Annotated in this window: 9 protein-coding genes and 2 pseudogenes; 8 read left to right on the top strand and 3 right to left on the bottom strand. The window is 42.0% G+C overall.

Going from position 1 to position 13,095, the window contains the following annotated elements; genetic code table 11:
- The 4 genes and pseudogenes from A3712_RS22830 to A3712_RS28490 all read left to right on the top strand — a co-directional run.
- Nucleotides 1–703, top strand: a 703-nt coding sequence (locus A3712_RS22830; protein WP_063525172.1) for an integron integrase, incomplete at its 5' end; no start/stop codon positions are given.
- A 262-nt stretch (nt 704–965) separates the two neighbouring features.
- Entirely contained in the window at nt 966–1,994 is a 1,029-nt protein-coding gene (locus A3712_RS22825; RefSeq protein WP_063525171.1) for a phage integrase, read from the top strand.
- Nucleotides 1,995–2,563: 569 nt separating this feature from the next.
- Nucleotides 2,564–3,550 carry a BspA family leucine-rich repeat surface protein gene (locus A3712_RS22820; protein WP_063525170.1) on the top strand — a complete coding sequence of 329 codons (987 nt, stop codon included), beginning with the start codon at nt 2,564–2,566 and terminating at the stop codon, nt 3,548–3,550.
- A gap of 179 nt (nt 3,551–3,729) precedes the next feature.
- Nucleotides 3,730–3,918: pseudogene (locus tag A3712_RS28490) on the top strand (tyrosine-type recombinase/integrase); the annotation flags it as partial.
- Between the two features lie 201 nt (nt 3,919–4,119).
- Here A3712_RS28490 and A3712_RS22815 read toward each other — a convergent pair.
- Nucleotides 4,120–4,665 (bottom strand): GNAT family N-acetyltransferase, encoded by a 546-nt coding sequence (locus A3712_RS22815; RefSeq protein ID WP_063525169.1) that lies wholly within the window; start codon nt 4,663–4,665, stop codon nt 4,120–4,122.
- Nucleotides 4,666–4,832: 167 nt separating this feature from the next.
- On the opposite strand from A3712_RS22815, the gene A3712_RS22810 reads away from it, so the two are divergent.
- From A3712_RS22810 to A3712_RS22795, 4 genes and pseudogenes are all read left to right on the top strand, one after another.
- On the top strand, nt 4,833–5,975 hold the full coding sequence (locus tag A3712_RS22810; protein ID WP_063525168.1) for an acyl-CoA desaturase: 1,143 nt from the start codon (nt 4,833–4,835) through the stop codon (nt 5,973–5,975).
- Between the two features lie 281 nt (nt 5,976–6,256).
- Entirely contained in the window at nt 6,257–7,627 is a 1,371-nt protein-coding gene (locus A3712_RS22805) for an endonuclease/exonuclease/phosphatase family protein (RefSeq protein WP_063525167.1), read from the top strand.
- A gap of 190 nt (nt 7,628–7,817) precedes the next feature.
- Nucleotides 7,818–8,108, top strand: a complete 291-nt coding sequence (locus tag A3712_RS22800; protein WP_063525166.1) for a putative quinol monooxygenase — start codon at nt 7,818–7,820, stop codon at nt 8,106–8,108.
- 277 nt (nt 8,109–8,385) lie between these two features.
- Nucleotides 8,386–8,649, top strand: a pseudogene (locus tag A3712_RS22795) (hypothetical protein); the annotation flags it as partial.
- A 109-nt stretch (nt 8,650–8,758) separates the two neighbouring features.
- On the opposite strand, the gene A3712_RS22790 reads toward A3712_RS22795, so the two are convergent.
- On the bottom strand, nt 8,759–11,836 hold the full coding sequence (locus tag A3712_RS22790; protein WP_063525164.1) for an efflux RND transporter permease subunit: 3,078 nt from the start codon (nt 11,834–11,836) through the stop codon (nt 8,759–8,761).
- The gene (locus tag A3712_RS22785) at nt 11,823–13,085 is read right to left on the bottom strand and encodes an efflux RND transporter periplasmic adaptor subunit (protein WP_063525163.1); all 1,263 of its coding nucleotides are present in this window, start codon (nt 13,083–13,085) and stop codon (nt 11,823–11,825) included. Before A3712_RS22785 ends, A3712_RS22790 begins: the two co-directional genes overlap by 14 nt.
- Nucleotides 13,086–13,095: the final 10 nt, after the last annotated feature.

Below are 13,095 nucleotides of genomic sequence, written 5' to 3'. Positions count from 1 at the left end.
TGCTAAAAAGCAGCGCAAGGTTCCGAGCGTACTTACGCCAAATGAAGTCCAACTGATACTGTCACACCTTTCTGGTGTTAATCACATCATTTTTTCTCTGTTGTATGGTTCTGGACTTAGAGTTAATGAGTGTTTGAGAATTAGAGTTCAAGATCTTGATTTACAAAACCTATCTTTAACCGTGCGAGATGGGAAAGGAAAAAAAGATCGCGTAACTTTACTTAGCCCAACGTTAATTGGTTCTCTTCAATTGCAAATTCAGAAAGCGTCAAAAATACAAGAAGAAGATATCAAGCAAGGCATCGGTCCCTCGCTTCCACACGCCCTTGGTAAAAAGTACCCGAACGCTTTTAAACAAATTGCTTGGATGTTTATCTTTCCTTCTTTAAGCATCTGTCGGCACCCACTGACTAATAAGCTTTGTCGGCATCATTTACACGATTCTGCACCAAGAAAGGCTCTCAAACGAGCGGTGCAACAGGCTAAAATCTTTAATAAACGAATAACATGCCATACCTTCCGTCATAGCTTCGCTACCGAACTGCTGCGCTCGGGGCAAGATATTCGTACAGTCCAAGAGCTATTAGGACATTCAGATGTAGCGACGACACAAATCTATACCCATGTTATTGGCGAACATTTTGCGGGTACTGTAAGCCCACTAAATAAAATCTTTATTGAAAACTATAAGGAAAACCAATGATCCTTGCCATGAACCAAACATAAGAAAAATTAGGGCTTATTTGGAACAGATACTTGAGTGGAGTAAACAATCTTAATTGCTTTGGGGCATTTTTGAGTTTGAACAACCAATAGAAAATGGTCCTTATCTTTATCACTAACTATGGCTCTACTCATTTCTATCACGCCGGAAGTAGGATGTTCCCCAATCTCAACTTAAAACATTGCTCTGCATTTGAACGCCCATTACACTGTGTATAAACACAGTTTAACAAGGCTTAATTATGTCAGTTAGAAATCTGAAAGACGGCTCAAAAAAGCCATGGATATGCGAGTGCTATCCAAGTGGGCGTGATGGAAAGCGCATAAGAAAGCGCTTTGCCACCAAAGGAGAAGCGACAGCATTTGAACACTTCACGATGAGTGAGGTGAACGACAAGCCGTGGTTAGCTAATAAGGTCGACAATCGCAGGTTGAAGGACTTGCTTGATACCTGGTGGGAGGTTCACGGCCATACGGTGAAGACGGGTAAGAACTCATATGATGTTATGGCGAAAACGATCGCCATGCTCAATAACCCAATAGCGCATCTATTCACGAAAAAAGACTATTTGGCCTATCGCGCCAATCGTGTGAGCTACCATCGTAACCACCCAAATGTAGCTATCTCACCTTCTACTCACAACATTGAACTAAAAATCTTACGTTCAATGTTTAATCGACTAATCAAATATGATGTATGGAAATTACCGAACCCTTTAGCGGATATTGAGCTCGTCAAAATTGCAGAGAAAGAACTTAGCTACTTAACAAAAGAACAAATACCTACCGTTCTTAGTGCTTTAGCTGCTGATGGCAGCCTTCCAGCAAAACAGATTCATGTTGTCGCTAAAGTCTGTTTGGCTACTGGATGCCGTATAGGAGAAGCCCTTTCACTCAAACATTCACAAATAACAAAATACAAGCTGACCTTCACTGAAACGAAAGGTAAAAAGAATCGATCCGTTCCTATTTCCCCTACTCTATATGAAGAGATCTTAAGGAACTCCGTAAGTAGTCACGCCATATTCAATATCAATTACCAAAAGGCTTGGATGTGTGTGAAACGAGCATTACCAAACCATGTACCCGCAGGACAAGCCACTCACGTTTTTCGACATACCTTTGCTAGCCACTTTATGATGAATGGTGGCGATATTTTGGTGTTACAACGTATTTTGGGTCACCAGAAGATAGAGCAAACTATGACTTATTCGCACTTCGCACCAGAGCACTTAATACAAGCCGTTGAACTAAATCCACTAGAAAATTAGTGGCGAGAAAGTGGCAATGATTTCACCGCCAATTTCTCCTATTGAAAACACTCAGTTACACGACTTATCAGCCACAAAACTTAGAAGCTTGTTTGGGTGATTACGTGTAAGCGAGCCTACATCATAATTAAACAAATAAACCAACATAAGTATGACTAGTAAAAAACTGGAATCCATAAATATATGCAGCTAGACAACAATGAACTTCGAGGCTAACTCACTGACCATAACCTTCACCACCTCTCGTTAGGTGGCTTTTTACCCTAAATTAACGACTGATGGAGAACACAGATACGTGAAGTCGTTACCTTTTATTTTCAGCCAAAGAATTGTCACTAATATGGAGAATAATGAGCAGTAATATCCATCATTAGTGACGATACCCGGATGATAAAACGCCATTAATTCAGAGTTGCCCTGTAATGAGTTTCTGTGAGTAATATACATATCCCACAATTTCACAGAAACATTTCACAACTTGCAAATTCTATCATCCCCCTGAATATCTCATTTACATATTATTAACACAGCATTTATCTTATGGCTCAATTATTAACCGGAGTTTAAAGATGAAAAAACTATTACTTACACTGCTTCTATCAAATTTTGTTTGCTTACCTGCGCTGGCTAAGACGGTTCGCTGTCTTGATAAAGAACCTGGAACTTGGTTTTCTCATACTGACGGTGAACAGTATTACGTTCTCGCAGAGGGAGAACTTGACAGAGATGAAGATATCAAAGAAAAAGTTCGATCAATGGAAATCTTGGTTTGTACTTCTTATGTGACAAACTTGGATTACCTGTTTCGTGGAGCGAACAACCGTGATCTAGAGCTATTTAAGACGAGCTTTTGGGATACCTCCAACGTCACATCAATGGTAATGACGTTTGACTCCGTACACTCAGAATACGGATTACACCTTAATCTCAGTGGGTGGGATACGTCAAAGGTTACAGATATGAGTAAAATGTTTTCTGGAAACAGTCGCCTAGTTCTGAGAGGATTCGATCATTGGGACGTCTCTAAAGTCGTCAGCATGTATGGGATGTTCGAGGATAGTCGTTTGTATAGCACCAGCAGCTTTAGGCATTGGGACACCTCAAGTGTTAGAAATATGAGCAGAATGTTCTCTGGACTTCGAGGCTCTCTCTCTGGCTTAAAGAATTTTGACACTGCAAATGTGACAGACATGAGTTATATGTTCTTTGGTGCTTACTATATTGATATCAACATCAGTGGCTGGGATACCAGTAACGTGAAAGACATGAGCTATATGTTTGCGCTGACTGAGAAATTTAATAGCGATATTAGCAGTTGGAACACCAGCAAAGTCACCAATATGAGAAGTACGTTTATGAGCACTAAGGCGTTTAACGCTGATATCAGTCAATGGGATACCTCTAAAGTAACCACAATGCGAGCCATGTTTCATAACGCTAAAAAATTCAATACGGACCTTACAGGGTGGGATGTAAGCAAAGTGACTGATCACGATAGCTTTGCTGGCTATAACAACACATTTGATCCTAACAACTGGCCTATATTTAGCAATTAACACTTTTAAGTCAGGAGGCAGCCAGTCTCTGCCTCCTGCATTGTCTCGTGTGAGGTCATTTTAGGTTAAAGAACCATTATATTTAAGAGGTGTTAAGAAACCCCGTAAGTGGGCACGCCATATTCAATATCAATTATCAAAAAGCTTGAATGTGCGTTAAACGAGCATTGCCAAACCATGTACCCGCAGGGCAAGCCACTCATGTTTTTCGACATACCTTTGCTAGCCACTTTATGATGAATGGTGGCGATATTTTGGTGTCACAGCGTATTTTAGATCACCAGAAGATATAGCAAACTATGGCTTATGCGCACTTCGCACCAGAGCACTTAATACAAGCCGTTGAACTAAATCCGCTAGAAAATTAATGGCGACAAAGTGGCGGCAAATCTCGGTTATAGTCTGATTTAGTCGGTTTTCTTCGTCTTTTTACGCATCCCGAAAAACAGACAAACCCAATAAAATCAGTAGCTTATTGAAAATTAGCGTGAATATCGATAAAACTTGGGGTTTTATTTGTATTCTCAGTGCATAATTAAGCCATATCGGACACAGCGTAATATCGAAAATCAAGAATAGACGATGCTTTTCGTTTTCCGCTCAAGGTCGACTGGAGAGGGCCAAGAGATCACTTTCTCATTCACTTTACTTCCGCACGGTGCATTCCACACCTGTTCCAGTTCTTGTTTTCCGCCAATCGCTTCATAAAACGCTATAGCTTGGTGGTTTTCCGACATCACCTCTAGGTAAAGCCCGGAATCAGAATGGTATTGTTGTAATCGTTGAGACAATTCAGACAACAAACGTTTACCCAGGCCACGGCCACGATAATTACTGTCTACGTGCAATGCATCAATGAACGTTCCTCGTTCAAAATTATGGTTGCCAAACGCACAGACAAAACCGACCAGTAAACCGCCTTCCTCAAGCAATAGTACATGTTGGTTAAAAGGTGGATTAATCAAACGAGTCTGCCAAATAACAGATCTGTCCTCCAAAACCTCATGTTCTAGGTAATCATCAGCAAGAATGCCACGGTAATATAGCTTCCAGCTATCCGCATGTAATTGGGCAATACGCTCATAATCTTTATATTCAGCTATTTTAATTTCCATTTATTAGCCCTTAGTACTTCCATTTATGACTTGCTACTACATTTCACACTACCTTTATACAATATTTAAGTAAAACATACTAATACACGTTTACACTTTCAATATTGACTTACACGTGTACGCTGATATTCTAGCGCACAGATGTAAGCTCAATGGAAAAATTGCTAATGACTAGTGCCGACAAAACATCAACAAAAAAGCCGCCGTTAATCTGGCTCAATATTTTTATATTCTCTTTTAGTATGCTGCTTGCTGTTGTGGCGGCTCCCGTTTATGGCTACTTTTTTGGCTATGGAATGGAGCACTGGGTATGGCTAGCGATCTGTTTTAGCTTCTGTAACCTTTCTATCACGACTGGCTATCACCGATTGTGGTCACACAAAGCATTTGAAGCACATTCGAGCCTAAGATTTCTATTTGCTTTAGGTGGTGCCTTTGCCCTACAAAACAGCGCTCTGCACTGGTCTTCAGACCATCGTGTTCACCACAAGCATGTCGATAACAACGACAAAGACCCATACTCTGCAAAACGTGGTTTTTGGTACTCACACATCGGCTGGATGATTCGCAACTACAACACGTCTATCTATAAAGATTACGAAAACTGTCGTGACTTGAAGAAAGACAAGATCGTAATGTGGCAGCACAAGCACTACATTCTCTTGGCGCTTATCATGAACTTTGGTGTGCCTATCGCACTAGGCCTTATCTATGGGGATGTAATTGGTATGCTGCTAATCGTTGGTGCCGTGCGTTTAGTGCTTAACCACCACACTACATTCTTCATTAACTCCCTTGCACACATCTGGGGTAGCCAACCTTTTACTGACAAGAATACAGCACGCGATAATGGTGTACTTGCCGTACTTACTTTTGGCGAAGGCTACCACAACTTCCACCATATCTTTGAGAACGACTACCGTAACGGTATTTACTGGTGGCAATATGATCCAACGAAATGGTTAATTAAAAGCGCTTCATTGATGGGTCTTGCCAGTAAGCTTAAGAAAACACCACAAGCACGTATTGAAAAGGCCGAAGCTGCAATGTTATTAAAGCGCACTCAGCAGAAAATTATGCATCGTGCAGATAACATTCAGATTGCTGAAAAACTGCAGGCAGAGTTTGATTCTCTCGTCTCCAACATGAACGAGTACTACGCCGTTAAAAAGCAACTGCTAGAAAGCAAACGTAACGATGTGGTTAAGAAATACGAACACTCACTACTTAAAGTACGTTACCAACAGATCAAGATGAACTTCGAACAGCAAAAGAAAAGTTGGGCGATGACAGTGGAGCAATACGCTTAAAGTAAAGCAGCACACTTAACACACCAATAACAACACTGTTTGCTTCTTATACGAAGGCCCTCATAAAAAGCATGAGGGCTTTTTTAATTAGACCTGTAAATTAAACATCTGAATTTAAAGCTTTTCTTCAAATCATAAACACTGGTTCCATTTGTCACATTGTTGATGCAATACCTTGTATTAGCGCACCATTACGCGTGATCAATATCACTTACAAGTTAACCTTCGTCTCATACCATGCGCGTTCAAAAATTCTTTCAAGCAACTAGCGGATCCATTTTATGAAATTGTTAAAAACATCTATCGCGATTGCCATCTCTTCTGCGCTTTTGACTGGTTGCAGCAGCGATACCGATAACGTGCAACCTGAAGAAGTAAAGATCGCTACTTATAACCTGTCTTTTGATCGTGACACCTTCCAAGATCTTGTTACGGAAATGCAGATTGAACCAAGCGCTCAAGCAGCACTTGTATCTGACTATCTGAACAACACAATTAGTGCGAATGACACAGAGACGGCGATAAAAGTGATTCAAATCCGCAACGTAGCAGCCGTGATTCAAAAGAATAGACCTGATGTCCTGATGATGGCCGAATTTAACAATGACGGTACTGGAACGAATAAGTCAGCACTAGAAGGCTTCCAGAAAAACTACCTTTCGGTTGCTCAAAGCATTGACGGTGCTGGCGGTGACGCGAACCTAGAGCCAATTTTATACCCTTACTTTGAAAGTTACTCTACCAACACTGGCTTATTGAACGAATTTGGCTTTGACCTAGACAACAACCGCAGCTCGGGCACATTACCAGGAGATGCGTGGGGCTTTGGCTTATATCACGGCCAATACGCTTTTGCTTTGATGTCTAAATATGAGATAGACACTGCCAACACTCGTACATTCCAAGAATTTAAATGGAAAGATCTCGAAGGTGCCACTATTCCAACAATCACTGTTTGCGATGATCCTAGTAAGTTCCCAACCGGTATGGTTTGCGGCGATGAATGGTATTCAGCTGAAGAGTGGGAAGAAGTTCGTTTATCATCAAAAAACCACGTTGATGCGCCAATCCTAATTCCAACTAAAAACGGGACTGAAACCATTCACTTACTGATGTCTCACCCTACTCCACCGGCTTTTGATGTAGGTAAAAACATTGAGCAAAACGCAGCAGAAGTCGACTTCTGGCACCAATACATCCAAAACAAGTCATACATCTATGATGATTCAGGAAAAACTGGTGGACTAGAGCAAGGCAAACATTTTGTTATGATGGGTGACCAAAACCTAGATCCAGTAGATGGCGACGGCATCAGCTATGTGATGCAAAGCTTGCACAATGATTCTTTAGTTAATCAACAAGTAACGAACGGAGATTTGTACCCGACCAGTTATGGCGCGGCAGAACATGCGGTTGATAACTCATCTTCTCATCCACAACCAAACCGAATTACATCGACATTTGGTCTTGCGGTTGATTACGCACTGCCTTCAGCAACACTCAACATTGTTGAATCCGGTGTTTACTGGGCAGCTTCGTATGAAGAAGGACGCAAGCTATTCAATGACTCACGAATTGGTGACTATGGTAACGGCAAGGACGTATCCTCTGACCACCGAATGATCTGGGTAAAGGCTGATTTCAGTAACTAATTTGTTCACTTTCAAGATACCCGGCTTAGTGTCGGGTATTATTATGGTCGTACCCCAATAATAGTCTAGTCATCACTAAAGGATTATGGACACCAATAACCATAGTCATTGGATGCGTCGATTCTTTTTCTTTGATTCATAGATACTTATATTACCCGAACCAATATATTTATTGCCCTAGGGATTCACAATGACTACGCTAACCATTATTGCGACAATCGTTTGTAAAAAAGAAAAGATTGAGTTTGTAAAATCAGAGATGCTCAAACTGATCGATAAAACCCGTGCTGAAGAAGGCTGTATCAACTACGACCTCCATCAAGACAACAGCAACCCAGCGCACTTTGTGTTTCATGAGAATTGGGAATCAGAGGCTCTGCTTGAAAAGCACCTAGAAAGCCAGCATATCGCAGACTACGTTGCGGCGACAGAGGGATGTATCGAGTCATTCGCTATCAATCGAATGACACACATCGCCTGATACGCGGTTTACTGCTGATTCATCAACAAGCCCTGCTCCTAGAGCAGGGCTTAGTTTTTCTGGTGAGTTTCACTTTTTCGAGTGGACTCAGCATCTTCCTCTCTGTACTGTTTTTCACTTGTCGTCTTCAAAAACGAACCTCACCACAGACAAATATTCCTAAACCGATATCAAGCAACCTCACGAAAGATCAATCACATTCATTTAAATACTGTTCGCAACCTTTGACCATAAAATGAGCGACAAATGACAAAAATAACCGTCGACAGGAATGTAGATGAATACCAAACAACTTGAGGACGCGGTCAGTGAAGTGGCCATGTTCAATCAACACCAGCAATTAAGCCAACCTGTTCATACCATCCCGACGCAACAAGTGAATTGGGAGTCGATGGCTATGGAGCATGAGCCTGCAACTACAATGCCAACCGTTCGCTTCGACCACAAGGTCAAAGCTATGGAAGCGCTCGATGGTCACAAATCTAATTGGTTGGATATGTTATTTGGGAATAAATCAAAGCTGCATGCTCTCACTAATAACCATACTATTTGCTCTGCCCCCTAATCTCGAAACTCCGGATAACAAAAGGCCCTCACAATGAGGGCCTTAATGTATCTAAAAGCGATTAACTTCTATCTCTGATATACCATTACGCTGTTTTTGACCTCAAGCGTGCTAGCACATCCATCTGCTTTAAGTTTGCCATCCCAACATACGCGACAGGTACCAAAAACAGTGAGAAGAAAGTGCCGACCGTTAAGCCGCCCACCAATACTAAACCGATGTTGATACGACCCAGAGAACCAGGCCCATCGGCTAGGGCTAACGGTAACGAACCTAGGATCATCGTCAGCGAAGTCATCAAGATAGGACGTAACCTTGAACGTGCACTGCTAATCGCGGCGTCTTTTGCACTTGCGCCTGATTTACGTTTCTCATTAGCGAACTCCACTAATAGGATGCCGTGTTTCGTCACGAGCCCCACCAGCGTCAATAAACCGATTTTCGAGTAGATGTTAAGGCTTTGACCAAACACCGATAACGTCAAAATTGCACCAACAATACAAAGAGGAACGGTGAGCAAAATGATCATCGGGTCGACAAAACTTTCAAACTGCGCTGCCAAAATCAAGAAGATGAAAACCAACGCTAGTACAAATAGCACCTGCGCACCTGTTGTAGAATCCACAAAGTCTTTAACAATACCGTTGAATTCGTAGCTCTGTGCTGGTTTCAATAAGCTTGGTACCGTGTCGTCGATATACGACTTTACATCACTTGCTGTATATCCGGGCATAAGAACAGCGGTAATTTTAGCGCTATCTTGTCCCATGAAAGTCTTGAAGTTCGATTCTGACGTTACTTGTTTGATGGAAACAAACTGAGATAGAGGAAGCCTTTGCCCCGATTGTGAATCTACATATAGTTTATCCAAGACTTTGAAATCACCAAGGTCCTTCAGGTTTACTTGCACTTGGATTGGGTATGTATAGCCATCATCCGCTTGTAAATCGGCAGCTTTGACTGAACCTAAGAAAGTCGACAACGCGTTGGTTACATTGCCGTAGTCCACTCCAGATAACACAATCGCATTGCGGTCAATCGACAAGTCATAGCGCAGCTGGTCGCGTAGCATTGAGTTTTTAACGTTAGTGACACCTTCATAATCCTCAAGAGCCTCCACCACTTTGTTCGCTGTTTCAGATAAAGCGCCAGTATCACGATTCACGGTTGTAAGCTCAAGAACCATGTTAGTCGCAATATTCAAGTTATCCGCTGAACGAACCTTGAAGGACATACCATAAGCAGAAACTGAGCTTTGTGCTTTGGCGATAAACTCATTCACTAATTCATCTGCAGACTGGTCACGCTCTCCCCATGGTTTTAGTAAAACATGATTGGTTGGTGTTCCTTCAATGTAAGACAGGTTCGCTTCAACTGATTCATCGCCTTTAAACACACTGTTTAACTGTTCGTTGTTATCAAGATGATATTGGCGACCAACACCTGTTGGTGGTGTTGAGGTAACCTCCACAAAACCGGTATCTTCTATTGGCAACAGAACTTGAGGCATCTTCCAAACGGCCAATGCAGATAACGCAATTAGAATTAAAGCGATACCGCTCATAAGTGTTTTACGATCAAACCACTTACCAAGCTCCTTAGTGTATTGGTCAGAAAGGACATTGAGCTTCGCATCGATCTTTTGATACCACTTTGGAGGCGTCGAGACAGGCTTCATCAAATAAGCGCTCATCATCGGTGAAAGCGTTAACGCTACAAACCCTGAAATGATCACAGCAGCTGCAAGTGTGAAAGCAAATTGCCTGAACAAATCTGCGGTTAAGCCAGCCATCAAGCCGATTGGCAAATAAACAACGGCCAAAGTTAATGTCATGGCAATCACGGGGAAGATGATCTCTCGACACCCTTTGATAGCAGCGTTGAATGGAGTTTCACCCTCTTCGATATGACGGTAACAGTTTTCTGCGACAACAATCGCATCATCAACCACCAGGCCAATCGCCAGAATGATTGCCAAGATAGTCAGGACATTGATACTAAACCCAAGTAAATGCATCACCGCAAATACACCAATCACACACACAGGAATGGTAATGATCGGAATAGAAGCAACGCGAACAGAGCCAAGGAAAAGAACAACAACGGCGGAAACAAGCACAATAGCCTCGACCAAAGTCATAAAGCCTTCATCAATAGCCGCTTTGATAAAATCAGCTTGGTTATAAACCATTTTCATCTCGATGCCTTCAGGCAATTGAGGTTGAATTAGGTCAATTTGCTTTTTAACTTTAGCAGCAACCGATACTGGGTTTTCGCTTTTAAGAGGCAAGACTTGAATCGACATCGCTAAGTTGTCGTCAACACGAAGAATACTCGGCGTCAGGCTTTCTTCTCCCATTTTGACTTCAGCGATATCGTCAATACGAATGATCTTTCCGTTATCAACACGTATCACTAAGTCTCGGACATCATCAACACTAGTCACCTGATTAACTGGGTTAATTGAGAAATCTCGAACCTGACCTTTGATAGTACCCGCAGTAAATGTCGCATTGTAAGAACTGAGTGTACCCACCACATCAGAAGCATTCATATTGAGCGCCATCATGCGATCCGGTTGAAGCCAAACCCTAACTGCTTTTTGGCTGCCACCGTATGGCCCCCAAATACCACCTACACCTTGAATATGTTTAAACTGAGGTACAACTTGTTGGCTAATGTAGTCGTACATATCTTGCTTAGACATTTTGCCAGTGTTCACAAATGTGATGATATTACTTGGCATACTGGTGTCTGATGAGTCATCGGTGACCGTTGGTTTATCGGTCATGCTCGGTGGGAAATCGCCAATGGCTTCAACACTACTGCGAAGATTGTTCATCAAGCTTGTGTATTCAACATCATCAACATCATCTTCGAAAATGATTTTTAGATTACAAGTACCTTCCTGACAGTCCGTAGTCATAGTCTTTACACTATCAAGACCTGTAGCAGCCGTAATTAACTTGTCCGCGACATTGCGCGACATAAATTCTGCACTTGCACCATTAATCTCAGCGGTTACTGTTGCTGAAGGTGTTTGATGTTCAGGGAAATACTGAATCGATAGCTTCTGAAATGACAACATGCCAAATAGTACGATGGCGATGCTCAACACTGAAGCAAACACAGGGTGCTTAATACAAATCTCAGGAAGCTTCATTCGATCTCTCCTTCGTTATCGCTTCCTTGTTGTTTGATTTGCCACTTTGTTCTGCTGTAACCTTAGTTTTGCTGGCTGCACTAGGCTCTTCTTTTGAGTCGTTAGTCCAATCAACCGTCGGCTCTACAGGATATTGCTCATCAAGTTGTATTTCAGTGGCTTTTTCAATAGGTTCAGTGCCCTTTTGAGGCATTAACTCTACTGTTTTTTGTTCAACATTTGGATTCATCACCTTAACTAAAGAGGCTTTCTTTAGGTTTTGCTGGCCCGTAACCACTACGTTATCACCTAGCTGTAACCCTTTTTCGACAACGACATATCCATCATTAGTATTTACACCGAGTTCAACGATTCGTTGTTCAATGTTGTTTCCATTTGCGACCCAAACGAAACGGTCAGCATCTTTGACTTGGACTGCGTTTTGAGAAACGACCATTTTCGTTGAATCTTCACTGGTCACTTGGCTCACCTTAGCAAACATACCCGGAACCAAGCGATGCTCAGGGTTGGTCACATGCGCGTGAATGTCCACTCTACCTGAACTTTCGTCAACAGCTGGGGCAATGTAGTCTACGACGCCAGAGAAAACCTCATCAGTAAATGCATCAACTTGGATCGATACATTCTGTCGTAGCTTCGCATTACCTAGATCCGATTGCCCAATTGAATACTGAACTTCAACAGGATCAAGTTTGATCAAGCTAACCAAGGCCGTTGAACTATCAATTTTGCTTCCCACTGAGTGATTGAAGTTCGTTAGCTGGCCATCAAAAGGCGCTACCAATAAATAATCATTCATTAATGCCTCTTTTTGACGGAAGTCAGCAGCCGCAAGATTCGCTTGTTCTTTTAGCTCTTCAACATCTTGTTGAGACATTGAATCAGGTTGCTTTTTCAGTAGCTCTTGTACTCGCTTTAATTTTGATTTTGCTAGCGCTAACGAGCTTCTAGCTTTATCTAAATCAGCTTTCGCTTTAGTGTTATCTAGTTGAGCAATCAGCTCACCTTTCTTAACCGAATCTCCATCTTTGAAATGGATTTCGAGAATTTTGTCGGAAGCGCTGAAGGCCAATGCAGCAGAATCTGTTGCTCTAATTTTGCCAACTTCGTTGATTGAAGAAGTGAATGCTTGTTTGTGAGCCTTTTCAATGGTCACTGGGATCAGGGGAGAGTCTTCGGCAAATGAGGGACTGATATGTAAGGTAAACAGAGCCAAACAGATTGTTTTACTGAGCTTTGTAAATTTCATTTTTAATAAC

This window comes from Vibrio sp. HI00D65 (assembly GCF_001635455.1).
Classification (GTDB): Bacteria; Pseudomonadota; Gammaproteobacteria; order Enterobacterales; family Vibrionaceae; genus Vibrio.
Note: the sequence above shows the minus strand (reverse complement) of the source record. Positions and strands in the feature narration are given on the sequence as shown.

Coding starts and splice junctions, on each gene's coding strand:
- A3712_RS22825 (WP_063525171.1), top strand. CDS start 966: ATGTCAGTTAGAAATCTGAAAGACGGCTCAAAAAAGCCATGGATATGC.
- A3712_RS22790 (WP_063525164.1), bottom strand. CDS start 11,836: ATGAAGCTTCCTGAGATTTGTATTAAGCACCCTGTGTTTGCTTCAGTG.
- A3712_RS22820 (WP_063525170.1), top strand. CDS start 2,564: ATGAAAAAACTATTACTTACACTGCTTCTATCAAATTTTGTTTGCTTA.
- A3712_RS22810 (WP_063525168.1), top strand. CDS start 4,833: ATGACTAGTGCCGACAAAACATCAACAAAAAAGCCGCCGTTAATCTGG.
- A3712_RS22815 (WP_063525169.1), bottom strand. CDS start 4,665: ATGGAAATTAAAATAGCTGAATATAAAGATTATGAGCGTATTGCCCAA.
- A3712_RS22805 (WP_063525167.1), top strand. CDS start 6,257: ATGAAATTGTTAAAAACATCTATCGCGATTGCCATCTCTTCTGCGCTT.
- A3712_RS22800 (WP_063525166.1), top strand. CDS start 7,818: ATGACTACGCTAACCATTATTGCGACAATCGTTTGTAAAAAAGAAAAG.
- A3712_RS22785 (WP_063525163.1), bottom strand. CDS start 13,085: ATGAAATTTACAAAGCTCAGTAAAACAATCTGTTTGGCTCTGTTTACC.